The 23946-nt window shown below is 73.2% G+C and carries 22 protein-coding genes and 1 pseudogene; 16 read left to right on the top strand and 7 right to left on the bottom strand.

Annotated elements, in window-relative coordinates:
* The first annotated feature begins 259 nt into the window (after positions 1 to 259).
* Both AB0D10_RS17580 and dnaE read left to right on the top strand, forming a co-directional pair.
* A complete protein-coding gene (locus tag AB0D10_RS17580) occupies positions 260 to 1333 on the top strand; it encodes a hypothetical protein (protein ID WP_360256884.1) in 1074 nt (357 codons plus the stop codon).
* A 382-nt stretch (positions 1334 to 1715) separates the two neighbouring features.
* Positions 1716 to 5249 carry a DNA polymerase III subunit alpha gene (gene dnaE, locus AB0D10_RS17575; protein WP_360256882.1) on the top strand — a complete coding sequence of 1178 codons (3534 nt, stop codon included), beginning with the start codon at positions 1716 to 1718 and terminating at the stop codon, positions 5247 to 5249.
* 159 nt (positions 5250 to 5408) lie between these two features.
* Here dnaE and AB0D10_RS17570 read toward each other — a convergent pair whose 3' ends face one another.
* Positions 5409 to 6296, bottom strand: a complete 888-nt coding sequence (locus AB0D10_RS17570; protein WP_360256880.1) for a LysR family transcriptional regulator — start codon at positions 6294 to 6296, stop codon at positions 5409 to 5411.
* 72 nt (positions 6297 to 6368) lie between these two features.
* On the opposite strand from AB0D10_RS17570, the gene AB0D10_RS17565 reads away from it, so the two are divergent.
* The 6 genes from AB0D10_RS17565 (at position 6369) to AB0D10_RS17540 (ending at position 12833) form a co-directional block, all read left to right on the top strand.
* Complete coding sequence (locus tag AB0D10_RS17565) at positions 6369 to 7259, top strand: dihydrodipicolinate synthase family protein (RefSeq protein WP_360256877.1); 891 nt, start codon at positions 6369 to 6371, stop codon at positions 7257 to 7259.
* A 158-nt stretch (positions 7260 to 7417) separates the two neighbouring features.
* Positions 7418 to 8464 (top strand): aspartate-semialdehyde dehydrogenase, encoded by a 1047-nt coding sequence (locus tag AB0D10_RS17560; protein WP_360256874.1) that lies wholly within the window; start codon positions 7418 to 7420, stop codon positions 8462 to 8464.
* Between the two features lie 287 nt (positions 8465 to 8751).
* The gene (locus tag AB0D10_RS17555; RefSeq protein ID WP_360256872.1) at positions 8752 to 10083 is read left to right on the top strand and encodes an NYN domain-containing protein; all 1332 of its coding nucleotides are present in this window, start codon (positions 8752 to 8754) and stop codon (positions 10081 to 10083) included.
* 153 nt (positions 10084 to 10236) lie between these two features.
* Positions 10237 to 11235, top strand: coding sequence for an ABC transporter ATP-binding protein (locus AB0D10_RS17550; RefSeq protein WP_360256870.1), 999 nt, complete (start codon positions 10237 to 10239; stop codon positions 11233 to 11235).
* Entirely contained in the window at positions 11232 to 12041 is an 810-nt protein-coding gene (locus AB0D10_RS17545; RefSeq protein WP_360256868.1) for an ABC transporter permease, read from the top strand. The genes AB0D10_RS17550 and AB0D10_RS17545 overlap by 4 nt, the downstream gene beginning before the upstream one ends.
* A 54-nt stretch (positions 12042 to 12095) precedes the next feature.
* Complete coding sequence (locus AB0D10_RS17540) at positions 12096 to 12833, top strand: hypothetical protein (protein ID WP_360256866.1); 738 nt, start codon at positions 12096 to 12098, stop codon at positions 12831 to 12833.
* A 102-nt stretch (positions 12834 to 12935) separates the two neighbouring features.
* On the opposite strand, the gene ybaK is transcribed toward AB0D10_RS17540, so the two are convergent.
* From ybaK to AB0D10_RS17525, 3 genes are read right to left on the bottom strand one after another with little or no spacing between them, the layout of a single operon-like run.
* Positions 12936 to 13430, bottom strand: coding sequence for a Cys-tRNA(Pro) deacylase (gene ybaK / locus AB0D10_RS17535; RefSeq protein ID WP_360256864.1), 495 nt, complete (start codon positions 13428 to 13430; stop codon positions 12936 to 12938).
* 22 nt (positions 13431 to 13452) lie between these two features.
* The gene (locus AB0D10_RS17530; RefSeq protein ID WP_360256862.1) at positions 13453 to 14181 is read right to left on the bottom strand and encodes an LON peptidase substrate-binding domain-containing protein; all 729 of its coding nucleotides are present in this window, start codon (positions 14179 to 14181) and stop codon (positions 13453 to 13455) included.
* A 51-nt stretch (positions 14182 to 14232) separates the two neighbouring features.
* Positions 14233 to 15813 (bottom strand): oxidoreductase, encoded by a 1581-nt coding sequence (locus tag AB0D10_RS17525; protein WP_360256860.1) that lies wholly within the window; start codon positions 15811 to 15813, stop codon positions 14233 to 14235.
* Positions 15814 to 15903: 90 nt separating this feature from the next.
* Between AB0D10_RS17525 and hisD the strand changes: the two genes are divergently transcribed.
* Genes hisD through hisF form a run of 8 tightly spaced genes read left to right on the top strand, consistent with a single transcriptional unit; the run spans position 15904 to position 21766 of the window.
* Positions 15904 to 17211 carry a histidinol dehydrogenase gene (gene hisD / locus AB0D10_RS17520; RefSeq protein WP_360256858.1) on the top strand — a complete coding sequence of 436 codons (1308 nt, stop codon included), beginning with the start codon at positions 15904 to 15906 and terminating at the stop codon, positions 17209 to 17211.
* Positions 17208 to 18317, top strand: a complete 1110-nt coding sequence (locus tag AB0D10_RS17515; protein WP_360256855.1) for a histidinol-phosphate transaminase — start codon at positions 17208 to 17210, stop codon at positions 18315 to 18317. Before hisD ends, AB0D10_RS17515 begins: the two co-directional genes overlap by 4 nt.
* Before the next feature lie 5 nt (positions 18318 to 18322).
* Positions 18323 to 18916, top strand: coding sequence for an imidazoleglycerol-phosphate dehydratase HisB (hisB, locus tag AB0D10_RS17510; RefSeq protein WP_360256852.1), 594 nt, complete (start codon positions 18323 to 18325; stop codon positions 18914 to 18916).
* Positions 18913 to 19065 (top strand): hypothetical protein, encoded by a 153-nt coding sequence (locus AB0D10_RS17505; protein WP_360256850.1) that lies wholly within the window; start codon positions 18913 to 18915, stop codon positions 19063 to 19065. The genes hisB and AB0D10_RS17505 overlap by 4 nt, the downstream gene beginning before the upstream one ends.
* Before the next feature lie 35 nt (positions 19066 to 19100).
* Positions 19101 to 19736, top strand: a complete 636-nt coding sequence (hisH, locus tag AB0D10_RS17500; RefSeq protein WP_360256848.1) for an imidazole glycerol phosphate synthase subunit HisH — start codon at positions 19101 to 19103, stop codon at positions 19734 to 19736.
* A gap of 19 nt (positions 19737 to 19755) precedes the next feature.
* Positions 19756 to 20481 carry a bifunctional 1-(5-phosphoribosyl)-5-((5-phosphoribosylamino)methylideneamino)imidazole-4-carboxamide isomerase/phosphoribosylanthranilate isomerase PriA gene (priA, locus tag AB0D10_RS17495; protein WP_360256846.1) on the top strand — a complete coding sequence of 242 codons (726 nt, stop codon included), beginning with the start codon at positions 19756 to 19758 and terminating at the stop codon, positions 20479 to 20481.
* Entirely contained in the window at positions 20478 to 20999 is a 522-nt protein-coding gene (locus AB0D10_RS17490; RefSeq protein ID WP_360256844.1) for a RidA family protein, read from the top strand. Before priA ends, AB0D10_RS17490 begins: the two co-directional genes overlap by 4 nt.
* Complete coding sequence (gene hisF, locus AB0D10_RS17485) at positions 20996 to 21766, top strand: imidazole glycerol phosphate synthase subunit HisF (RefSeq protein WP_360256843.1); 771 nt, start codon at positions 20996 to 20998, stop codon at positions 21764 to 21766. The genes AB0D10_RS17490 and hisF overlap by 4 nt, the downstream gene beginning before the upstream one ends.
* A gap of 93 nt (positions 21767 to 21859) precedes the next feature.
* Here hisF and AB0D10_RS17480 read toward each other — a convergent pair whose 3' ends face one another.
* From AB0D10_RS17480 to AB0D10_RS17470, 3 genes and pseudogenes are all read right to left on the bottom strand, one after another.
* Positions 21860 to 22639 (bottom strand): VOC family protein, encoded by a 780-nt coding sequence (locus AB0D10_RS17480; protein WP_360256841.1) that lies wholly within the window; start codon positions 22637 to 22639, stop codon positions 21860 to 21862.
* Positions 22640 to 22796: 157 nt separating this feature from the next.
* Positions 22797 to 23162, bottom strand: a pseudogene (locus tag AB0D10_RS17475) (phosphotransferase); the annotation flags it as partial.
* A gap of 141 nt (positions 23163 to 23303) precedes the next feature.
* On the bottom strand, positions 23304 to 23942 hold the full coding sequence (locus tag AB0D10_RS17470) for a TIGR03085 family metal-binding protein (RefSeq protein ID WP_360256839.1): 639 nt from the start codon (positions 23940 to 23942) through the stop codon (positions 23304 to 23306).
* Positions 23943 to 23946 lie beyond the last annotated feature (4 nt).

Genomic DNA, 23946 nt, shown 5'->3' with positions numbered 1-23946 from the left:
GGCTGCCATTCCTTCCGTGTGTGACGGATTGCGTGACAGTTGTACGCGGCCCGGCGGACCACGGTGGCGCGCTCAACTGGCCTTCACCCGAAGGAGTTACGCACGGGGGAGGGGGCCGGGGTGAGGGGTGGGGGCGGAGGAGGGGAACGTCGGGCGCAGGGGGCGAGTGCGCCGACGATGCCCGACGATGAGAGCCGGCCCCGTCGCCCCCGCCAGCCCCCGCCGCCCGTGCGTCGGGGGCTGCGGCACGATGAACCCCATGTCAGAGCAGAGAGACGACCGCTACGCGCCGCCGACCACCCTTCCCGGCCTCCTGCAGCGCGGCCGGGGGCAGGGCGCGCTGATGGCCGCCGAGGACCCGGCTTCGGCCGCCGATCTCGTGTACGGCTGCATCCGTTGGGAGTGGCGCTGGGACCGGCAGGTCGACGACCGGCCCGGCTACCTCGCCCGCCTGCTCCGGGACCTGGAGCTGCCGCTCGGTCCGGTGGTGGAACTCCTGGAGGGGGACGAGGGGACCCGGGACCGGGCCGCGGACGTGCTGGAACTGCTGACGCTCGGTGGTTCGGAGGAGGCCCGGGAGGCGCTGCCGGACTTCGCCCCCGAGGAGGACGAGCCGCCCGTGCGCCGCCCCTCGCCGCGAGTGGATCCGTACCCGGACCGCGACAACGCGGACCTGCTCGCCCTGCTGCGGGATCCGGACGCCTCCGAGGGTGCCAGGGCGTCCGTCCTCCTCGCCCTGTCGCTCCGCCCGCCGGAGCCCGCGCTGCTCCCCTCGGTTCCCGGCCTCGGCGCCGCGGACGGCACGCGACCACTGCCGCTGCTGGGGAGGGCGGTCGAGTCGCTGGCCGGCGCGGCCGTGCCGGCGGCCCGGGAGTGGGCGGCCTCCGAGCGGGAGTGGCTCGCCTGGACGGGTCTCGCGGTGCTGGCCGCCCACGGTGACGAGAGCGACGTGCCGGTCCTGCTCGCCGCCTTGGAGCAGGGGTGGGCGGACAGGTCCTGGTGCGGCCCCGACACGCTCGCCCGCGGCCTGGCCCGCTTCGGCCCGCGGGCCGCCGGTGCCGCGTCCCTGCTGCGCCGCTTCTGGCTCTGCACCCCGCACTCCCACGAGCGCCCCGCCTACCTGGAGGCGCTGGCCGCGATGGGGGCTCCGGGCACCGCGGAGGCGTTCGTCGAGTCGCTGTGGGACTGCGAGGCGAGCGCCCGCCTGCTCGGCGCCGAGCGCGCCCCCGACCGGCCGTCCGTGCGGCGCAGGCTCGCCGACCTGCGGGACGATCCGTTGGAGGAACCGGAGGTCCGTGAGGCCGCCGGTGCGCGGCTGGCGGGCCTGGTGTAGCCGAATGGCCGAGCGCGTCGGACCAGGGCGTCCACGCGCCCGTGGACGCCCTCCTCGGGCTGTCGCAGGGCGGCCGGGGCCCGGGCGCGCGGAGGGCCGCCGAGGACCCCGTCGCCGCCGCCGGGCACGTCCGCGCCCGCACCCGCGGGGAGGGGCCGGGGGCCGCGAGGCCGCTGCGGTGCGACTCGCCGGGGCGGCCTGGGCGCCTCGTCCGGCCGAGCGGTGAAGCTGTTCGAGGGGGCTAGAGTGGACGCGTGAACGTGTGAGTGATGGTCCGGGCCCCGCGAGGCGCTCCGGGCCACATCCATTTCCGGGGTAACCCCTGTGACCTGCACGTTCGCCGGCCCACCAGCCCAGCACCAGAGCCTCCGGAGGCCCCGCCTTGAGCGACCAGCCGTTCGCGCATCTGCACGTCCACACCGAGTACTCGATGCTGGACGGTGCCGCCCGGCTGAAGCAGATGTTCAAGGAGGTCGAGCGCCTGGGCCAGACCCATGTCGCGATGACCGACCACGGCAACATGTACGGCGCCGCCGAGTTCCACCGGCAGGCCACCGACGCGGGCATCACCCCCGTCATCGGCATCGAGGCGTACGTCGCCCCCGAGTCCCGCTCCAACACCAAGCGCATCCTGTGGGGCCAGCCGCACCAGAAGCGCGACGACGTCTCCGCGTCCGGCGCGTACACCCACAAGACGATCTGGGCCCGGAACAAGGAGGGCCTGCACAACCTCTTCAAGCTGACCTCGCGCTCCTACGCCGAGGGCTGGCTGGTGAAGTGGCCCCGGATGGACAAGGAGCTGATCTCCGAGCTGTCCGGCGGCCTGATGGCCACCACCGGCTGCCCGTCGGGCGAGGTGCAGACCCGCCTGCGGCTCGGCCAGTTCGACGAGGCGGTCAAGTCCGCCGCCGACTACCAGGACATCTTCGGCAAGGAGAACTACTTCCTGGAGCTGATGGACCACGGCCTCGACATCGAGAAGCGGGTCCGCGACGGGCTGCTGGAGATCAGCAAGAAGCTGAACATCCCGCCGGTCGTCACCAACGACTCGCACTACACCACCGAGGCCGACGCCGGCGCGCACGACCTGCTGCTCTGCGTCCAGACCGGCAAGAACCTCTCCGACCCGGACCGCTTCCGCTTCGACGGCACCGGCTACTACATCAAGTCCGCCGCCGAGATGTACGCGCTGGACTCCTCGGACGCCTGGCAGGAGGGCTGCCGCAACAGCCAGCTCCTCGTCGCCTCCCGCGTCGACACCGAGGGCATGTTCAAGTTCAAGAACCTCATGCCCCGCTTCCCCATCCCGGAGGGCTTCGAGTCCGAGGCGGACTTCTTCAAGTCCAAGGTCTGGGAGGGCATGGACTGGCGCTTCCCGGGCGGGTACGACGAGGAGCACAAGAAGCTCGCCGAGTACGAGATGGACACCATCATCCAGATGGGGTTCCCGGCGTACTTCCTCGTCGTCGCGGACTTCATCATGTGGGCCAAGAGCCAGGGCATCGCGGTGGGCCCCGGCCGTGGCTCGGCGGCCGGCTCGCTGGTCGCGTACGCGATGGGCATCACCGACCTCGACCCCATCCCGCACGGCCTGATCTTCGAGCGCTTCCTCAACCCCGAGCGCATCTCCATGCCCGATGTCGACATCGACTTCGACGAGCGCCGGCGCGGCGACGTGATCCGCTACGTGACCGAGAAGTGGGGATCCGACAAGGTCGCCATGATCGTCACGTACGGCACCATCAAGGCGAAGGCCGCCATCAAGGACTCCTCGCGAGTCCTCGGCTACCCCTACGCGATGGGCGACCGCATCACCAAGGCGATGCCGCCGGACGTCATGGGCAAGGGCATCCCGCTCTCCGGCATCACGGACAGCAGCCACCCGCGCTACGGCGAGGCCGGCGAGATCCGTGGCCTCTACGAGAGCGACCCGGACGTCAAGAAGGTCATCGACACCGCGCGCGGCATCGAGGGCCTGATCCGCCAGCCCGGCGTGCACGCCGCCGGCGTCATCATGTCCGCCGAGCCGCTCACCGACCACATCCCGGTCTGGACCCGGCACACCGACGGCGTCACCATCACGCAGTTCGACTACCCCACCTGTGAAGGCCTCGGCCTCCTCAAGATGGACTTCCTCGGCCTGCGCAACCTGACGATCATGGACGACGCCGTCAAGGCGATCGAGCGGAACAAGGGCGAGAAGATCGAGCTGCTCAAGCTGCCGCTCGACGACAAGCCGACCTACGAACTCCTCGCCCGCGGCGACACCCTCGGCGTCTTCCAGCTCGACGGCGGGCCCATGCGCTCCCTGCTGCGCCTGATGAAGCCCGACAACTTCGAAGACATCTCCGCCGTCCTCGCGCTGTACCGACCCGGCCCGATGGGCGTCAACTCCCACACCAACTACGCCCTGCGCAAGAACGGTCAGCAGGAGATCACCCCGATCCACCCGGAGCTGGAGAAGCCCCTGGAGGAGATCCTCAAGCCGACGTACGGCCTGATCGTCTACCAGGAGCAGGTGCAGAAGGCCGCGCAGATCCTCGCCGGCTACTCGCTCGGCCAGGCCGACCTGCTGCGCCGCGCGATGGGCAAGAAGAAGAAGGAGATCCTGGAAGCGGAGTTCGTCCCCTTCCAGAAGGGCTGCCGGGCGCACGGCTACTCCGACGCGGCCATCCAGGCCGTGTGGGACGTCCTCGTCCCCTTCTCCGGCTACGCGTTCAACAAAGCGCACACCGCGGGCTACGGGCTGGTCTCGTACTGGACGGCCTACCTCAAGGCCAACTACCCGGCCGAGTACATGTCCGGCCTGCTCACGTCCGTCAAGGACGACAAGGACAAGTCCGCGGTCTACCTCAACGAGTGCCGCAAGATGGGCATCCAGGTGCTCCCGCCGGACGTCAACGAGTCGGACTCGGACTTCACCCCGCACGGTGACACCCTCGTCCGGTTCGGCCTCACCGCCATCCGCAACGTCGGCGGGCCGGTCGTCGACTCGATGATCCGGACCAGGAAGACCAAGGGGAAGTTCTCCTCCTTCCCCGACTTCCTGGACAAGGTGGAGTCGGTGGTCTGCAACAAGCGGACCGTCGAATCGCTCATCAAGGCCGGCGCCTTCGACTCGCTCGGGCACACCCGCAAGGGCCTCAGCGCCCAGTTCGAGCCGATGATCGACAACGTCGTCGGGGTGAAGCGCAAGGAGGCCGAGGGACAGTTCGACCTCTTCGGCGGCGACGCCACCGACGACGAACCGAGCTTCGGACTCGACGTCGTCTTCTCCGAGGAGGAGTGGGAGAAGTCCTTCCTGCTCACCCAGGAACGCGAGATGCTCGGCCTGTACGTCTCCTCGCACCCGCTGCACGGCATCGAGCACGTCCTCTCCGACAAGGCGGACTGCGCGGTCGCCGACCTCGCCGAACGGCCGGACGGGACGATCGTCACCATCGGCGGCATCATCTCGGGCCTCCAGCGCAAGATGACCAAGCAGGGCAACGCCTGGGCGATCGCCACCGTCGAGGACCTGGCCGGCTCGATCGACTGCATGTTCTTCCCCGCCAGCTACCAGCTGGTGTCCTCGCAACTCGTCGAGGACGCCGTGGTGTTCGTGCGCGGCAAGCTCGACAAGCGGGAGGACGTGCCGCGGCTGATGGGCATGGAGCTCTCCGTCCCCGACCTGTCGAACGCGCACGCCGAGGCGCCGATCACCATCAACATCCCCAGCGGGAAGGTCACGCCGCCGCTGATCGCCCGCCTCGGAGAGGTGCTGACCCATCACAAGGGCACGACCGAGGTGCGGGTGCGGCTGGAGAGCCGCAACAAGACGACCGTGCTGCGGCTGGACCGGCACCGGGTGAAGTCGGACCCGGCGCTGTTCGGGGACCTGAAGCAACTGCTCGGCCCCAGCTGCCTGACGGTCTGAGCCGGCCCGGCACCTGACGGCCGGCGCCCGGGTGCGGGAGCGGCCCGCCGCTCCGCACGGTTCTCCGCTCCCGTGCGGCCCGCCGCTCCGCGCGCTCCCCGCTCCCGTACGGCTCCCCGCTCCCCTCCGGGCGCGGGGAGCCGCCGTTTTCCGACGGGGTCAGGAGCCGCTGCCGAGGCCCGGGGGGACGGCGGTGTGGAGGGCCGAGACGAAGGCCGAGATGGCCGGGTGGGAGCCGGCGCCGGCGCGGAAGGCGGCGCGGGTGCGGCGGTACACGGGCAGGCGGGTGAGGACGACGCCGGGCGGGGGCTGGGCGGTGCCGAGGTGGGGGACGAGGGCGACGCCCTGGCCGGCGGCGACCAGGGCCAGGACGGTGGTGAAGTCGTCGATCTGGTGCCGGATCCGGGGGGCGAAGCCCGCGGACTCGCAGGCGCGCAGGGCCATGGTGTGGCAGAGGGTGCCCGGCGGGGACATGATCCACGGTGCGCCGCGCTGTTCGGCGAGGGTGGCCGGGGTGCGGGCGGCCAGGTACATGGGCTCGGTGAAGACCGGGCGGGTCGCCGCGAGGCCCGGCTCGGGGTCGGCAGGGACGAGGTCGTACTCGTGCACCAGGGCCACGTCCAGTTCGCCCGCGCGCAGGGCCGCGCCGACCGCCGCCGGGTCGACCTCGGTGACCATCGGCTCCAGCCCCGGGTGCCAGGCGGCCAGTTCGGCGAGCACCGCCGGGATGATCGCGCGGGCCGCCGAGGGGTAGGTGCCGATCCGCAGCGGACCGGCCAACCCCCGCTTGGCGTGCGCGAGTTCGGCGCCCGCCTGCTCCAGCAGGGCGAGCACCGACTCGGCGTGCCGGACCAGGCCCAGCCCGGCCGGGGTGAGGGTGACCCGTCGGCCGGTGCGCTCCAGCAGCGGGACGCCCGCCTCCTTCTCCAGGACGGACAGCTGCTGGGACACCGCCGAAGGACTGAAGGACAGCGCCTCGGCGACGGCCGCGATGGTGCCGAGGTGGGCGAGTTCGCGCAGCAGGCGCAGGCGTCGTACGTCGAGCATCGGCTCAGCTTACGAGAAGCGTCGGAAATGTGAACTGGACCTGCGGTGACGGGCGGCCGCAGGATCGTGGGCATGGAACTCAAGGGCATCTACGTCCCCCTCGTCACCCCCTTCGCCGCCGACGGTTCGGTGGCGACGGACGCGCTGGAGAAGCTCGCGTACGAGGTGCTCGACGCCGGTGCGGCCGGACTGGCCGTGCTCGGCACCACCGGCGAGCCGGCCGCGCTGACCGCCGAGGAGCGGGACGCCGTGGTGGACGTCGCCGCGGCCGTCTGCGCCGCGCGCGGGGCCCAGCTGATCGTCGGCGCGCACGGCGGGGACACCAGGGCGACCGCCGGGTCGCTGGCCGCGCTCGGCGCGCGGGCGCCGCGGGCGGCGGCCGCGCTGGTCACCGTCCCGTCGTTCGTCCGGCCGGGCGAGGCGGGGACGGTCGCGCACTTCCGGGCGCTGGCCGCGAGCAGCCCGCTGCCGCTGGTCGTCTACCACATCCCGTACCGCACCGGGCAGCAGCTGTCGGCCGCCGCGCTGCGCGAACTCGCGGCGATCGACGGCGTGGTGGGCGTGAAGTACGCGACCGGCGGGCTGGACCAGACGGCCGCCGAGCTGCTCGCCGACGCCCCCGCGGGGTTCGCCTTCCTCACCGGGGAGGATGCCTTCCTGGCGCCGATGCTGGCGCTCGGCGCGGCCGGGGGAATCCTCGCCTCCGCGCACCTGGCCACCGGCCGGTTCGTGGAGTTGGCGGAGGCCTGGCGGGCCGGGGACGTCGACCGGGCGCGGGCGCTCGGGCACCGGCTGACCGAACTGGCGCTGGCCGCCTTCACGGCGCCGAACCCGGCGGTCACCAAGGGGGTGCTGCACGCCCTGGGGCGGATCCCGACCCCGGACGTGCGGCTGCCGCTGCTGCCGGCCGGGGCGGCCGAGGTGGAGGCCGCGCTGGCGCTGGTGAATGGTCTGGACCACTAGGCCAACCGCTGGGCCCTGTCCGGGGGGCGTCGGGGTTCGCCCGAGGGTGTGTCCGAGAGCCCTCTCACACCGTGGAATACCAGGTCGCCCAGCCCGCGTGACAAGGCATGATGGGCAGAGTGCGGCTGTGAACAGCACCATCCAGAGGAGTAGTCGGAATGAAGATCGGCATTGTCGGTGCCACCGGTCAGGTCGGCGGCGTGGTCCGCGAGATCCTGGCGGAGCGGGCTGGTCGTGAAGATGGACTGGGCCCGGTGGAGCAGCTCCGGCTGTTCGCCTCGGCCCGTTCGGCCGGGCGCACGCTGCCCTGGCAGGGCACCGAGATCACCGTCGAGGACGCGGCCACGGCCGACTACACGGGCCTGGACATCGTGATCTTCTCGGCCGGCGGCTCCACCTCCAAGGCCCTCGCCCCCAAGGCCGCCGCGGCCGGTGCCGTCGTCATCGACAACTCCTCCGCCTGGCGCCGCGACCCCGAGGTCCCGCTGGTCGTCTCCGAGGTCAACCCCGAGGCCATCGCGAACCGCCCCAAGGGCATCATCGCCAACCCGAACTGCACCACCATGGCCGCCATGCCCGTGCTGCGCCCGCTGCACGAGGAGGCCGGGCTGGCCGCGCTGGTCGTCTCCACCTACCAGGCCGTCTCCGGCAGCGGCGTCGCCGGCGTCGCCGAGCTGCAGGACCAGGCCGCCAAGGTCATCGACGGCGCCGCCGCACTCGCCCACGACGGCGCCGCGGTCGAGTTCCCCGAGCCCAAGGTCTACAAGCGCCCGATCGCCTTCAACGTGCTGCCGCTGGCCGGCTCGATCGTCGAGGACGGCTCCAACGAGACCGACGAGGAGCAGAAGCTCCGCCACGAGAGCCGCAAGATCCTCGGCATTCCCGAGCTGAAGGTCGCCGGCACCTGCGTGCGCGTGCCCGTCTTCTCCGGCCACTCGCTGCAGATCAACGCCCGCTTCGAGCGCCCGATCAGCCCCGAGCGCGCCGTCGAGCTGCTCGCCGGCGCCCCCGGCGTCGAGCTGTCCGACATCCCCACCCCGCTGCAGGCCGCGGGCCGGGACCCGAGCTACGTCGGTCGCGTCCGCGCGGACGAGACCGTGGAGAACGGCCTGTCGCTGTTCGTCTCCAACGACAACCTGCGCAAGGGCGCCGCGCTCAACGCCGTCCAGCTGGCCGAACTGGTCGCCGCGGAGCTCAGGGGCTGAACTCCGGGACCCACCGGCCGGCCCACGGGCCGGCCCGCCGCCGCGTGACCTCGGGCGGGCTCCGTCGTTGAACGGGGCCCGCCTTCACGTTCTCCGGTTCCGCCGGGCGGCTGTTGCGGTACCGGGACATCCGGCAAGGTTCGGCAGGCGAACCCCGGGTAAAAGGTGACCCAACGATCGGGCGACGACGGGGGCCCCTCACCTCGGCGCGCCCGGACGGAGGGCCGACCGCCCACCCCGAACGACCCACCCGACTGATTCCGAGGGCGAGCGAAAAGAGGTGCGCGATGGACCGCTGCGTCGTCCTGGTGGACGCCGGATACCTGCTGGGCGCCGCCGCCAGCCTGCTCGCGGGGGATCCCTCCCGGTCCAAGGTCACCGTGAACCACACGGCCCTCATCGGCGCGCTGCGCGAGCGCGCCGAAGCCGAGACCGGGCTGCCGCTGCTGCGCATCTACTGGTTCGACGCCGCCCCCGACCGGCGCCCGATGCCCGAGCACCGGCGGCTGCGTGTCCTGCCCCGGGTCACCGTCCGGCTCGGCGCCCTCACCCGGGCCGAGGGTCGCTGGGTGCAGAAGGGCGTCGACGCCGCGATGCACGCCGAGCTCTCCGAACTCGCCCGCAACCGGGCCTGCGCCGACGTCGTGCTGATCACCGGGGACGGCGACCTGCTGCCCGGCATGATGACCGCCAAGGAACACGGCGTCGCCGTCCACCTGTGGGCGCTGCAGGCCGCCGACGGTGACTTCAACCAGTCGGAGGACCTGGTCGGCGAAGCCGACGAGCGGCGGGTGCTGGACCGGGAGTGGATCGAGGGGTCGTTCTCCCTGCGGGACAGCGCCAGCCTCTTCCCGGCGCCCGGCGCCCGGCAGGAGATCGCCAAGATCCTCGCAGCCCCGCCGGCCACCCTGCCCAGCGCGGTGCCGCCGGTGGTCCGCCCGGCCGCGTCCGCCGCGGCGTCCGCCGCCCCCGCCGCCAACGGGCGGCCGCAATCCGCCGCGACCGCGCTCAAGGTCGTCCCGACCCCCAAGGACCTGGCCGGGCGGGCCCCGGCCGTCGCACCGATCACCCCGGTGGCGAACGGACACGGAGCGGTCGGCCACGGCACGGCCGGGCACACGGCCAACGGACACGGCACCAACGGACACGGCACCAACGGGCACGCGGCGAACGGGCACGGCGCCGCCGCCCAGGCCGGACCGGTCCTGCGGTGGTCCTCCGACCGCGGCTGGGTCGACCGGCCCGCCCCCGAACCCGCCGTCACCGCCGGCGACAACCTGCCCACGCTCGCCCAGCTCACCACCTCCGAACAGCGCTGGGCCGACCGTGAGGAGGACATCACCACCATCGGCGGGGACGCCCACGAGGTCGGGCAGGTCTTCGCCCGCCGCTGGAGCGACCGGGTCGGCGACTTCGAACGGCTCACCGTGCTGTGGCCCGACTACCCGCGCATCCCGCACCGCGTCGACGGCGAACTGCTCCGCTACGCCGCCCGCTTCGGACTGCTCGCGCACAAGGACGACCAGATCGACGAGCACGACCGCTACGCCATCCGGGCCGGATTCTGGAAGGAACTGGCCGCGAGGGTGCCGGGCGGTTCGATGGTCGTCGACGACTGAGGCCCGGCCGCCCGTACGCGCCCGGCGCACGCCCCACCGGCGTCCCGGGCGCGCGCCCGGAGGGCGTCCGACCGGCGGCCGGGGTGCCCGCGGTTTCCGGTGATCAGGCCCCCTTGTCCGGTTCGCCCGCATGAGCGCGTAGAGTCTTCGGTCGTGACTGAGACGGCCGGGCGAGCACCCGAGGAAACCCCGCCGTGCGTTGCCGTGCGCGACCTGGTCAGGACCTACCGCAGCGGGCGCGGCGCGGCCGCCACCGAGGTACGGGCCAACGACGGCATCAGCCTCACCGTCCGGCAGGGCGAGGTCTTCGGGCTGCTCGGGCCCAACGGCGCCGGCAAGTCGACGCTGGTCCGCCAGCTCACCGGGCTGCTGCGCCCCGACTCCGGAACGATCGAACTCCTCGGCCACGACATCGTCCGCCACCCCGAACGCGCCGCCCGGCTGCTCGGCTACCTCGGGCAGGAATCCACCGCGCTGGACGAACTGACCGTCGCGCTCGCCGCCGAGACCACCGGACGCCTGCGCGGGCTCGGCCGGGCGCGGGCCCGCAGCACGGCGGCGGACGTCCTGGAGGAACTCGGGCTGACGGCCATCGCCGCGCGGCCGCTCGCCAAGCTGTCCGGCGGGCAGCGGCGGCTCGCCTGCTTCGCGGCCGCCCTGGTGGGGGACCGGCCGCTGCTCGTCCTCGACGAGCCGACCACCGGCATGGACCCCGTCGCCCGGCGGGCCGTGTGGAGCGCCGTCGACCGGCGGCGCGCCGAGCACGGGACGACCGTGCTGCTGGTCACCCACAACGTGATCGAGGCGGAGACCGTCCTCGACCGGGTCGCCGTGGTGGACGAGGGCCGGGTGATCGCCTGCGACACGCCCGGCGGGCTGAAGGCGCTCGTCGACGGCGACGTCCGGCTCGACCTGGTCTGGCGCGACGAGGCTCCGCTCGGCGTCCCCGCCGTCGCCGCCCTGCGCGAACGGGCCGAACGCACCGGGCGCCGCTGGACCGTGCGGACCACCCCCGAGCAGGCCCGCGAACTGGTCGCCGCCGTCACCACCGGCCCGGCCTTCGCCGCGCTCGACGACTTCACCCTCGCCACCCCGAGCCTTGAGGACGCCTACCTCAAGCTGGGCGGCCGCCACGGAGGACTGGCCAAGTGACCCTGCTCTCGGCGCCGCCCCGGACCGACCGGACCACGACCGGACCCGCCCCGCTCGCCCCCGCCGCCCGGCTGCTGCCGGCCCTCGCCGCCGTGTACCGGGCGCAGCTCGCCCGGGCGCGGGTCGCGCGGATCCCGCTGCTGTTCGTCGCCACCTTCCAGTCCGTCGGCATCCTGGTGATGATGCGGGGCGTCGTGGAGGCCGGGCAGTCCTCGGCGGCGCGATCGGTGGTCGCCGGGTCGAGCGTGCTCGTGGTGGCGTTCGTCGCGCTGAACCTGCTCGCCCAGTACTTCGGGAAGTTGCGGGCCACCGGCGGCCTCGACCACTACGCGACGCTGCCGGTGCCCGCGGCCTCGGTGGTGCTGGGGACGGCCGCCGCGTACGCGTCGTTCACGCTGCCCGGGACGGTCGCCACGGCGGCCGTCGGGGCCGTCATGTTCGGACTGCCGCTCGGACAGTTGTGGGTGCTGCTCGCGGTCGTCCCGCTGGCCGGGGCCGCGCTGTCCGGGCTGGGGGCGGCCTGCGGGCTGCTGGCGCCCCGGCAGGAGCTCGCGACCATGCTCGGGCAGCTCGGGATGTCCGCCGCCCTGCTGCTCGGCGTGCTGCCGGTCGACCACCTGCCGCAGCCGGTGCTGTGGCTGCGGGACCTGCTGCCCTCCACGTACGGCGTGGAGGCCTTCGCACGGACCTTCACGCCCGACCCGGACTGGGCGATGGTCCTCGCGGACCTGGGGGTGTGCGCAGGGGTGGGCGTGGTGTCCCTGGGCGTGGCCACCTGGGCGTACCGGCGGGCGGTCGCGCGGTAGGGGACGCCCGGGCGGTGGGGCCGTTCGGGGGGCCGTCGTGAAACGATGGGGCCTGTGACCGTACCGAACACACCTCCGGATCCCGCCCGCACCGATGTCCGGGCGGTGCCGGAAGACGCCGTGCCCGGCACCGAGCCCGACCCGTACGCCGCTCCGCAGGAGGGGGCGCCCGTCGCATCCGACGGGCCGGGGACCCCGCTGGTGCAGCGGCTGCTGCCGGAGGTGCGGATCGGGGCCGGGGTCGTCGTCACCTGCCTGGTGGTCGGGCTGGTGATGGCCGCGCTGTGGGCGTGGCTGGCGCCGAAGGTGCCGCTGGTGGTGGACGGGGACCGGATCCTCTACCTGGACCCCGAGGGCGAGCAGCGGGCCGGAGCGGACGCGCTGTTCGCGATCATCGGCCTGGGCGCCGGGATCCTGACCGCGCTCGGGGCCTTCCTGGTGACCCGGCGGCGCGGCGGCGGCATCGCGGTCGCGCTGGGACTGGCCGTCGGCGGACTGCTCGGATCGCTGGGTGCCTGGCGGATCGGCCGGTGGCTCGGGCCGGGCAACGACCTGATCGCGCAGGCCCGTCGGGTCGGCAACGGCGGGCACTTCGACGCGGGCATCGACCTCGGGGCGATGGGCGCGCTGCTGGTGTGGCCGATGGCGGCGATGGTGGTGCTGCTCGCGCTGTCGGCGGCGTTCGGCAAGCGCGAGGAGGACCCGCCGCCGTACTGGGGCGCGCCGGCCGCTCCGCAGCAGCAGCCGTCGGCCCCGCCGACGTCTCCGGTGGGGCCGGAGGGCCGGGCCTGAGGCCTGGCGGCAGGGCGGGGGGTCGGTGGTCCGGTACGGGCCCGGCCCGCCGCCCTGCGGCGTTTGCGGCGCTTCCGGCGGGTGCGGCGGGTGCGGCGGCTTTCAGCGGGCGATGGGGGCGGCCACGGCCCCGGTGAGGGTGATCAGGTCGGCCGGGGCGAGCTCCACCTCCAGGCCCCGGCGGCCCGCCGAGACGTAGACCGTGGGGTGGTCGAGCGCGCTCACGTCGACGACGGTGCGCAGGGCGCGGCGCTGGCCCAGCGGCGAGATCCCGCCGAGGACGTAGCCACTGCTGCGTTCGGCGGCGGCCGGGTCGGCCATGGCGGCGCGCTTGCCGCCGACGGCCGAGGCCAGGGCCTTCAGGTCGAGCAGGCCGGCGACCGGGACCACCCCGACGGTGAGGGTGCCGTCCACGTCGGCCACCAGGGTCTTGAAGACGCGCTCGGCAGCCACGCCGAGCACCTCGGCCGCCTCGCCGCCGTAGGAGGCGGCGGCCGGGTCGTGGTCGTAGGCGTGCACGGTGAACGGGACGGCGGCGGATTCCAGGGCGACGGTGGCCGGGGTGCCCTGGCCGCCCTTCTTCGTCTTCTTGGCCATGCTGGGGTCCCGGGCTCCTGGGTCAGTTGGGGCTGAACGACTGGCGGGTGAGGTCGACGGCGGGCAGCGAGGGCAGCCAGGTCAGCACGGCGGTCTCGCGGCGCAGCAGGTCGAGTTCGGTGCGCAGGCGCTGGGCGGTGTCCGGGCAGGCCAGCAGCTGCTGCTTGACCGGGGTCTCGAACACCGAGGCGGCAGCGACCAGGTAGGAGAGCACCTGGGGGTCGTCGGGAAGGTCCTGGCGGCCGACGGTGCTGGCCTCGCGGGCTCCGGCGAGCCGCTTCTGGTAGACCCGGAACGCCCGCTCGACCTCGGCGGCCAGCGCGCCCGAGCCCTCACCGGGGAGCTCCTCGATCGGCTCGATCTCGCCGGTCAGGTACGGACCGGAGACGTCCACCGTGCCGAGCCGGAACCGGGTGGTGCCGGTGACCAGCAGCTCGTAGCGGCCGTCCGGCTGGTGCTCGGCGGAGGCGACGTCGGCGACGCAGCCGACCGGGAAGACCGCCTCCAGCGGGTCCCCGGTGACGGTGCCGAGGCCGTCGAGCGGCCCGGCCGGGCCCTCTTCGGCCCGGACCGGGGCGACTTCGCGGCCGTCCTTGATCGCGAGCACGCCGAAGCGCCGGGGGGTGTCCTCGGGCTGTTCGAGCAGGTCGGCGACGAGACGGCGGTAGCGCTCCTCGAAGACGTTCAGGGGCAGCACCAGGCCCGGGTAGAGCACGGTGTTCAGCGGGAAGAGCGGAAGCCGTTCTGTCACGGCGGACAGCGTAGTTCCCCGGGCGGGTGCCTTGTCGCGCGGTTCGGGCGCTCAGCCGCGCTGGAGCATCCGCGTGGTGCCGGCGACGACGGTCGAGGCGAGCAGCCAGCCGATGACCACCAGCGCGGCGGAGATCCACTGGGCGAGGCCGCCCGGGTTCCAGCCGCCCTGGTTGAGGTCCACGATCGGCAGCAGTTGGTTGAGGGTGTACAGCACCGGGTTCCAGTGCGGGCGCTCGTCCGCCTTGAGCGGCTCCAGCGGGTGGGTGGCGAACCAGACGCTGCCGAGGACCCAGGCGAGCAGCAGCCACAGACCTGCCCGGCCCGGGCGGTAGCCGTAGCCGACGGTGGCGTCCTGGACCGCGCCCCAGACCCGGGAGGGCAGCGGCAGGGTCCGCCGGCGCCGGCGCTGCTTGGCGTACAGCACCTCGCGGGCGTCGTCGTCGGCGCCGTCGCGGCGCAGGGCGGCGGCCAGCTGCTCGTAGGACTCCGGCTGGAAGTCGACCGAGGAGCCCTCCAGCCACGCGATCCGCTCCTGCAGGGGGAAGGCCGTCTTCGGGCGCAGGTTCTCGTAGACGAAGCCGGTGAGGCCCAGGTGCTTGCCGAGCGGCCAGGCCTCCGGGGTGTCGACCAGGTTGCCGACCCGGGCGCGGGAGAGCGAGACCGTGCCGGTCGGGCGGAACTTGCAGGTGAAGCGCAGTTCGGGGGTGTGGATGCGGCGCAGCGAGAGCTCCTCGTCGTCCTCCAGGTGGAACTCGCCGGAGATCAGGCACGCGCCGTCGAAGCGGCTGTCGGACAGCCGGACCCGGCCGAAGGCGCGGAACGGGGTCACCGGGCCCTCCGCCGGCGGGTTCTCGCCGTAGCCGGAGCCGTAGTAGCCGCGGGAACCGGCCCAGCCTCGGTCGGCGGAGCCAGTCAGGTAGAGGGTGTGGCCGACGGTGACCCGGACGGCGTTGAGGCACGTGCTGTTGTGCGCCCGGTCGGCCCGCAGCTGGGCGCCGCGCAGGGAGAGTCGGCCGCCTATCCGGGCCGTGCGAATGCTCAACTCGCCCTGGGTCTCCAGGCGTTCGGCCTCGAAGTCCTGGTTGACGATGATCCCGTCGGCGGAGACGGCCCGGCCGAAGCGGTCGCCGCCGACGACGGTCTGGTTCAGCAGCAGGTCGCTGCCGATCCGGGCGTCGGTCAGCCGCAGGCCGTCGGGGAGGCGGCAGCGGGCCAGGTGGAGGTCGCCGGTGGTGGACAGCCGGGAGGCCTCCAGGCGGGGGATCAGGCAGGTCACGAAGCGCAGCGTGGACGCCGCCGCCTCCGAGATCAGGACCTTGTGCTCGAAACGGCAGCCCTGCAGCTCGACGTAGTCGTCGATGGCGCCGCCGGCCAGGTCCAGCCAGCCGGTGACCAGCACGCCGCTGAAGCGCAGCGAGGCGACGCGCCCGGGGGCCGGCGCCGGTCCGGCCAGCAGCAGGTGCGCGAGCACCTCGGCGCGGACGGTGCGCCGGGGGTCCCAGACCGCGTCGCCGAAGGGGTCGTCGGTGTCGGATTCGCCACTGCGCAGGTCCAGGATCTCGCCCTGGCGGTAGGCCTCCCAGAGCTGCTGCTCGGTATCGGTCCAGCCTTCCGGAGCGCGCTCCGCCATGGTTTCCCCCGTCCCCCGGTCGTCTCGCCTTTCGTATCACGGACTGAAATGCGGGACCAGCCGTTCCGGCCACTCCTTACACTGGGTGGCGTGATCTCTCGAATCGACCTCCGCGGCTCGCTGGACGACCCGCGTGACCTGCTGCCCCGTGCCGAGTTCGACGTCGCGGCCGCCCTGGAGAAGGTGCGCCCGATCGCCGAGGACGTGCACCATCGCGGGGTCGCGGCGCTGATCGAGATCACCGAACGCTTCGACGGCGTCCGCCTGGAGTCCACCCGGGTGCCGGCCGAGCAGCTGACCGAGGCCCTGGCGGCGCTCGACCCGAAGGTGCGCGCCGCGCTGGAGGAGTCGATCCGCCGCGCCCGCGCCGTGCACGCCGACCAGCGCCGCACCGGGCACACCACCCGGGTGGTACCGGGCGGCACGGTCACCCAGCGCTGGGTGCCGGTCGAGCGGGTCGGCCTGTACGTGCCGGGCGGGCTGGCGGTCTACCCGTCCTCCGTGGTGATGAACGTGGTGCCGGCCCAGGAGGCGGGCGTTGCGCGCATCGCCGTCACCTCCCCGCCGCAGAGGGAGTTCGGCGGCCGCGTCCACCCGACCATCCTGGCGGCCTGCGCGCTGCTCGGCGTCGACGAGGTCTACTCCGTCGGCGGGGCCCAGGCCGTCGCGATGTTCGCCCTCGGCACCGAGGAGTGCGAGCCGGTGAACATGGTGACCGGCCCGGGCAATATCTACGTGGCCGCCGCCAAGCGCTACTTCGCCGGCCGGATCGGCATCGACTCCGAGGCCGGACCGACCGAGATCGCCGTCCTCGCCGACGACAGCGCGCTGCCCTCCGACGTCGCCGCCGACCTGATCAGCCAGGCCGAGCACGGCCCGACGTCGGGCTCGGTGCTGGTCACCGACTCCCCGGCGCTGGCCGACGCGGTCGAGGCCGAACTGGCCGTGCAGGTCGCGAGGACCAAGCACAGCGAGCGGGTCGCCGAGGCACTGGGCGGCAAGCAGTCCGGCATCATCCTGGTCGACGACCTGACCCAGGGCCTCGCCGTCGTCAACGCCTACGCGGCCGAACACCTGGAGATCCAGACCCGCGACCCGCACGCGGTCGCCGACCGGGTCGTCAACGCGGGCGCGATCTTCATCGGCCGCTGGACCCCGGTGTCGCTGGGCGACTACGCGGCCGGCTCCAACCACGTGCTGCCCACCGGCGGCTGCGCCTGCCACTCCTCCGGACTGTCCGTGCAGACCTTCCTGCGCGGCGTCCAGGTCGTCGAGTACGACCGCGACGCGCTCGCCGACGTCGCCGCGCACGTGGTCAACCTGGCCGACGCCGAAGACCTCCCCGGGCACGGGGACGCGATCAAGGCACGCTTCGACTGGACGGTGCCCGGCTCGTGACCCAGCAGACCCGCATCGACGACCTCCCCATCCGGGACGAGCTGCGCGGCCAGTCCCCGTACGGCGCACCGCAGCTCGACGTACCCGTCCAGCTCAACACCAACGAGAACCCGTACCCGCTGCCCGAGGAGCTGGTGGCCCGGATCGCCGAGCGCGTCGCCGAAGCCGCCCGCACCCTGAACCGCTACCCGGACCGGGACGCGGTCGAGCTGCGCGAGGGCCTCGCCGCCTACCTGACCCGTACCACCGGTTTCCCCGTCGTCCGCGAGCAGGTGTGGGCCGCCAACGGCTCCAACGAGGTGCTCCAGCAGCTGCTGCAGACCTTCGGCGGCCCCGGCCGCAGCGCGCTCGGCTTCGAGCCCTCCTACTCGATGCACGCGCTGATCTCCCGGGGCACCGGCACCGCCTGGATCTCCGGCCCGCGCAACGACGACTTCACCATCGACGTCGAGGCCGCCCTCGCCGCGATCGCCGAACACCGGCCGAACGTCGTCTTCATCTGCTCGCCCAACAACCCGACCGGCACCGCCGTCGGGGCCGACACCGTGCTGCGGCTCTACGAGGCCGCGCAGGCCGCCCGGCCCAGCCTGGTCGTCGTCGATGAGGCGTACGTCGAGTTCTCGCACCGCGCCTCGCTGCTGCCGCTGATCGAGGGCCGCCCCAACCTCGTGGTCAGCCGCACCATGTCCAAGGCCTTCGGCGCGGCCGGGCTGCGCCTGGGCTACCTGGCCGGCGACCGGGCGGTGGTCGACGCCGTCCAGCTGGTCCGCCTGCCCTACCACCTGTCCGCCGTCACCCAGGCCACCGCGCTGGCCTGCCTGGAGCACACCGACACCCTCCTCGGGTACGTCGGCCGGCTCAAGGAGGAGCGCGACCGGCTGGTCGACGCACTGCGCGCCATGGGCCTGGAGGTGACCGACTCGGACGCCAACTTCGTCCAGTTCGGCCGCTTCACCGACACCCACGCCGTCTGGCGGGCCATCCTCGACCAGGGCGTCCTGGTCCGCGACAACGGCGTGCCCGGATGGCTGCGCGTCACCGCCGGCACCCCCGCCGAGAACGACGCCTTCCTGGACGCCGTCCGCAGAGTCAGCAAGGAGCTGTAACCCCCATGTCCCGCATCGGACGCGTCGAACGCACCACCAAGGAGACCTCCGTCCTGGTCGAGATAGACCTCGACGGCACCGGCAGGACCGACATCTCCACCGGCGTCGGGTTCTACGACCACATGCTCGACCAGCTCGGCCGGCACGGACTGTTCGACCTCACCGTCAAGACCGACGGCGACCTGCACATCGACACCCACCACACCATCGAGGACACCGCCCTCGCGCTCGGCGCCGCCTTCAAGCAGGCGCTCGGCGACAAGGTCGGCATCTACCGCTTCGGCAACTGCACGGTGCCGCTGGACGAGTCGCTCGCCCAGGTCACCGTCGACCTCTCCGGCCGGCCCTACCTGGTGCACACCGAGCCCGAGGGCATGGCGCCGATGATCGGCAGCTACGACACCACGATGACGCGGCACATCCTGGAGTCCTTCGTGGCCCAGGCACAGGTCGCGCTGCACGTCCACGTGCCGTACGGGCGCAACGCCCACCACATCGTGGAGTGCCAGTTCAAGGCGCTGGCCCGCGCGCTGCGCTACGCCGCCGAGCGCGACCCGCGCGCGGCCGGCATCCTCCCCTCGACCAAGGGTGCGCTGTGAACAACACCGCGATGATCCTCATCTTCGTCGGCCTCTTCCTGGCCGGCGGGGTGATCTCCTTCTGGAAGCAGAAGCAGTCGAAGGGCGTCATCCTGGTGCTCGCCTTCGGCGCCGTGATGTGCCTGACCTCCGGCCTCCTGCGCCTGTAGACCCGCCCCGCCGTGAAGAGACTGGACACCTGAACATGGGCAAGAACGTCGTCGTCCTCGACTACGGCTCCGGCAACCTCCGCTCCGCGCAGCGCGCCCTGGAGCGGACCGGGGCGAACGTCACGGTCAGCTCCGACTACGACACCGCGATGGCCGCGGACGGCCTGCTCGTCCCCGGCGTGGGCGCCTTCGAGGCCTGCATGCGCGGGCTGAAGTCGGTCCGCGGGGACTGGATCATCGACCGCCGTCTCGCCGGCGGCCGCCCGGTCATGGGCATCTGCGTCGGCATGCAGATCCTCTTCGAGAAGGGGGTCGAGCACGGCGTGGAGGCGGCCGGCTGCGACGAGTGGCCGGGCACCGTCGAGCCGCTGGACGCCCCGGTCGTCCCGCACATGGGCTGGAACACCGTGGACGTGCCCGAGGGCAGCCGGATGTTCGCCGGCCTCGACCCCGAGACCCGCTTCTACTTCGTGCACTCCTACGGGGTGCGGCACTGGGAGCTGGAGACCCACAGCGCGCGGATCAACCCGCCGCTGGTCACCTGGGCCACGCACGGGCAGCCGTTCGTCGCGGCCGTCGAGAACGGCCCGCTCTGGGCCACCCAGTTCCACCCCGAGAAGTCCGGCGACGCCGGCGCCGCCCTGCTGACCAACTGGGTCAACACCCTCTGACGAGCTGAAAGTTGTATTGATGAGCCGCCTCGAACTGCTTCCCGCCGTCGACGTCCGCGACGGCCGGGCCGTCCGCCTGGTCAAGGGCGCCTCCGGCACCGAGACCTCCTTCGGCGAGCCGCTGGCCGCCGCCCTCGCCTGGCAGAACGCCGGCGCCGAGTGGCTGCACCTGGTCGACCTCGACGCCGCCTTCGGGACGGGCAGCAACTACGAGCTGCTGCGCGACGTCACCGGCCGGCTGGACATCAAGGTCGAGCTGTCCGGCGGCATCCGCGACGACGAGTCGCTCGCCCGCGCCCTCGCCACCGGCTGCACCCGCGTCAACCTCGGCACCGCCGCCCTGGAAGCCCCCGAGTGGGTCGCCAAGGCCATCGCCGAGCACGGCGACAAGATCGCCGTCGGCCTCGACGTCGTCGGCACCACCCTGCGCGGCCGCGGCTGGACCCGCGACGGCGGTCAGCTCTTCGAGGTGCTGGAGCGCCTCGACCGGGAGGGCTGCGCCCGCTACGTCGTCACCGACGTCAACCGCGACGGCACCCTGACCGGCCCCAACCTGCAGCTGCTGCGCGACGTCTGCGCCGCCACCGACCGCCCGGTGGTCGCCTCCGGCGGCGTCTCCTCGCTGGACGACCTGCGGGCCATCGCCACCCTCGTCGGTGAGGGTGTCGAGGGCGCCATCGTGGGCAAGGCACTCTACGAGCAGAAGTTCACCCTCGAAGAGGCCCTGGAGGCGGTTTCAGGATGACGGAAGGTCGGATCGTACGCGGCGAGGCGGCACGCGACGAGGCGGTGCTCGGCGGGGCGGCACGCGACGAGGCGGTGCTCGGTGAGGCCGTGCGCGGCGGGGTCGTGCGCGGCCGGGTCGGTGGATTCTCTCCCTGGGAGGACGAGTTCGGGTACTCCCGGGCCGTCGCCGCAGGCGACCACGTGCACGTCGCCGGCACCACCGCCTGGGTGGACGGCCGGATCGAGCACGAGGGCGACCCGTACCGGCAGACCCTCGCCGCGTTCGGCGTCGGCCTCACGGCCCTGGCCGCGTACGGTCTGACCTCGGACGACGTGGTCCGCACCCGGATGTACATCACCCACGTCCGCGACGCCGAGGAGGTGGGCCGCGCCCACCACGAACTCTTCGACGCCGCACGCCCGGTGGCCACCATGGTGGTGGTCGAGGGACTGATCGACTCCCGGATGATGGTCGAGATCGAGCTCGACGCGTACCGCTCCGGGCTGGCAAAGACCCTGGAAGGCCAACAGCCGTGACCCTCGCCGTACGTGTCATCCCCTGCCTCGACGTGGACGCCGGGCGGGTGGTGAAGGGCGTCAACTTCCAGAACCTGCGCGACGCCGGCGACCCGGTCGAGATGGCCAAGCTCTACGACGCCGAAGGCGCCGACGAACTGACCTTCCTCGACATCACCGCCTCGTCGGGCGACCGGGAGACCACCTACGACGTGGTCCGCCGCACCGCCGAGCAGGTCTTCATCCCGCTCACCGTCGGCGGCGGCATCCGCGCCGTCGACGACGTCGACAAGCTGCTGCGGGCCGGCGCCGACAAGGTGGGCGTCAACACCGCCGCCATCGCCCGGCCGGAACTCGTCCGGGAGATCGCCCGGCGGTTCGGCCGGCAGGTCCTGGTGCTCTCCGTCGACGCCCGGCGCTGCCCGCCCGGCGTGGAGACCGCATCCGGCTACGAGGTCACCACGCACGGCGGACGCCAGGGCACCGGCCTCGACGCCGTCGAATGGGCCGGCCGCGCGGCCGAACTGGGCGCCGGCGAGATCCTGCTCAACTCCATGGACGCCGACGGCACCAAGGACGGCTACGACCTGGAGATGATCCGGGCCGTGCGCAAGACCGTCTCCGTCCCGGTGATCGCCTCCGGCGGGGCCGGAAAGCTCGCCGACTTCGCCCCCGCCGTCGACGCCGGCGCGGACGCCGTGCTCGCCGCCAGCGTCTTCCACTTCGGGGACCTGCGGATCGGCGACGTCAAGGGCGCCCTGCGGGAGGCCGGCCACCCGGTGCGGTGACGCCCCGGTACGGACGTGCGAGGGCCCGCGGTTCCCGGAACCGCGGGCCCTCGTCGTGCGTGCCCGTGCGTCTCGTGCTCGTGCGCCGCGCGCTCAGGACTGCCGCGGCTCGCCCTTGATCAGCGCGAACGGCGCGCCGTTCGGATCCGCCAGCCAGGCCAGCCGGCCGACGTTCTCCACGTCCGCGGCGGGCATCAGCACCGAGCCGCCGGCCGCCGTCGCCCGGGCGATCACCGTGTCCACGTCGGAGGCCGCGAAGTACGGCGTCCAGGCGGACGGCTGCTCCGGGGACATCGTCGGGGCGATGCCGCCGAAACTGGCGTCCTGCTGGTCGCCCTCGGCGGTGGAGACCACCCGGTAGGTCATGCCCGGCGACGGCTCGAAGTTCTCCACCCGCCAGCCGAACAGCTTCTCGTAGAAGGCGAACGCGACGTCCGGGCCCGAGGTGTGCAGCTCGGACCAGACCAGCGTGCCGTCCTCGGAGACGACGTCCAACCCCTTGGTGTCGCCCGCCTGCCACACCGCGAACTCGGCACCCAGCGGATCGGTGAGGGCGGCGAACCGGCCCGCCTGCATGACGTCCGTCGGCGGCACCCGGACCGTCGCGCCGGCCTGCTCGGCGGCCTTCACGGTCGCGTCCACGTCGTCGGTGCGGAAGTACGTCGTCCAGGCCGACCGCGCCCCCTGATCGAGGTTGCCGATCGCGCCGACGGTCCTGCCGTTCAGCTGGAGGAAGCCGTAGCCGCCGGTCTCGGGGACCTCGTGGAAGACCCAGCCGAAGACGTCGGCGTAGAACCTCGCGGTGGCCGAGATGTCCGGGCTGCCGAGGTCGATCCAACAGGGGGAGCCGGCGGGGAAGTCGGTGGTGAGCATGGAGTGGTGCCCCTTCGACGGAGAGTGACCGGGACGGTTCCGTCGGGCGCGCGCACGCCCCCACCCCGGCCACCTGCGAGTCTGCACCCGGGCACTGACATCCGCAGCCGGGAGGCGGCCGCCCCGGGGGTCCGGGCGCACCGGAGGCGGCCGCGGTTCAGCTTCGAAAACGGGCCCATTGCCGAGCTGCCCGGCTCAGCCCGGCGGTCCACGGGTCCGGGTCGCCCCCGGCGATGTCGGCCCACATCCGGGCCTGGGCCGGCGCGAAGACGTCCACCACCGCCGGAGCGCCGGTCTCCCAAGCCGGAACCCTGGCAGCCCAGGTCTCCGCTGCGGCCGGACTGTGTCCGCCCGCAGCGATCAGCCAGATGATCCACAGGGCCGGGTCGGTCCAGGGCGCTCCGCGAGTGGCCCACGCCCAGTCGACCAGAAGCACGTGGTCCCCCTGAACCAGGACGTTCTCGTTGTTCAGGTCGGTGTGCAACAGGCAACCGCCCGCGAACCGGGCCGACAAAAGAGTGGCCGCTGCCCGCGGGCAGCGGCTCGGGGCGGCGTCGCCGCTTCGGTGGGGGCGAAGCGGCGACGGGCGACCGGCGGTGGCCGGTGGGGTCGGGTCTTCGGGGACGGGGACGACGGGCCGGAGTGCCCGCCCGTCCGGGTTCGCTCAGGGCAGCGGGAGGACGTGGCGGAGGGCTTCGACGGCGTCGGGGTCGCCGTCGACGGTCAGGGTGGTGCGGGCGCCGCGGCCGTAGGTGAAGAGGACCAGTTCGCCCGGCTCGCCGGTGAGGTGGACGGTGGGGGTGCCGACCGGGCCGACGGTGAGGGAGCGGCCGTCGGGGTGGGTGAGGACCAGGCGGACGGGGGAGCGGCGGCCGGCCTCGAAGCGGGCGATCATGGGGAGTCGGCGCCACAGGGCCTCGGCGCGGCCGGGCGGCAGGGGCTGGGGCGTCGGGTCCCCGGTGGCGCGCAGGACGTCCTCGGCGTGCACGAAGTACTCGACGGTGTTGGCCGCCTCGTCCGCGCCGGGCAGGGCGAAGGGCGAGTACACCGGCGGGCCGGAGCGGAACAGCCGCAGCAGTTCCGCGTAGGGTCGCGCGGCGTAATCGTCCTGGACCCGCCGGGTCCGGGCGGCCAGGGCGGCGATCCGGATGCCGGCCGCCGCGTCGGGCCGGTGTTCCCGGATCACCAGGTGGGCGGCGAGGTCCCGGGTGGTCCAGCCGGCGCAGAGGGTGGGGGCGTCAGGACCGGCGGCGGCCAGGAGTTCGGTGAGGCGGTGACGTTCGGCGAGGGCGTGGTTCGACATGGCG

Origin of the sequence: Kitasatospora sp. NPDC048545, assembly GCF_040651155.1 — a bacterium.
Classification (GTDB): domain Bacteria; phylum Actinomycetota; class Actinomycetes; order Streptomycetales; family Streptomycetaceae; genus Kitasatospora.
The sequence above is the reverse complement of the archived record's forward strand: the minus strand, read 5'-3'. Positions and strand labels throughout refer to the sequence as shown.

Excerpts from the sequence above, each read along its gene's own strand:
- AB0D10_RS17580 (WP_360256884.1), top strand. The coding sequence starts at position 260 with ATGTCAGAGCAGAGAGACGACCGCTACGCGCCGCCGACCACCCTTCCC.
- AB0D10_RS17555 (WP_360256872.1), top strand. The coding sequence starts at position 8,752 with ATGGACCGCTGCGTCGTCCTGGTGGACGCCGGATACCTGCTGGGCGCC.
- AB0D10_RS17470 (WP_360256839.1), bottom strand. The coding sequence starts at position 23,942 with ATGTCGAACCACGCCCTCGCCGAACGTCACCGCCTCACCGAACTCCTG.
- hisB (WP_360256852.1), top strand. The coding sequence starts at position 18,323 with ATGTCCCGCATCGGACGCGTCGAACGCACCACCAAGGAGACCTCCGTC.
- AB0D10_RS17525 (WP_360256860.1), bottom strand. The coding sequence starts at position 15,813 with ATGGCGGAGCGCGCTCCGGAAGGCTGGACCGATACCGAGCAGCAGCTC.
- AB0D10_RS17570 (WP_360256880.1), bottom strand. The coding sequence starts at position 6,296 with ATGCTCGACGTACGACGCCTGCGCCTGCTGCGCGAACTCGCCCACCTC.
- AB0D10_RS17490 (WP_360256844.1), top strand. The coding sequence starts at position 20,478 with ATGACGGAAGGTCGGATCGTACGCGGCGAGGCGGCACGCGACGAGGCG.
- AB0D10_RS17565 (WP_360256877.1), top strand. The coding sequence starts at position 6,369 with ATGGAACTCAAGGGCATCTACGTCCCCCTCGTCACCCCCTTCGCCGCC.
- AB0D10_RS17480 (WP_360256841.1), bottom strand. The coding sequence starts at position 22,639 with ATGCTCACCACCGACTTCCCCGCCGGCTCCCCCTGTTGGATCGACCTC.
- AB0D10_RS17560 (WP_360256874.1), top strand. The coding sequence starts at position 7,418 with ATGAAGATCGGCATTGTCGGTGCCACCGGTCAGGTCGGCGGCGTGGTC.
- priA (WP_360256846.1), top strand. The coding sequence starts at position 19,756 with ATGAGCCGCCTCGAACTGCTTCCCGCCGTCGACGTCCGCGACGGCCGG.
- hisH (WP_360256848.1), top strand. The coding sequence starts at position 19,101 with ATGGGCAAGAACGTCGTCGTCCTCGACTACGGCTCCGGCAACCTCCGC.
- ybaK (WP_360256864.1), bottom strand. The coding sequence starts at position 13,430 with ATGGCCAAGAAGACGAAGAAGGGCGGCCAGGGCACCCCGGCCACCGTC.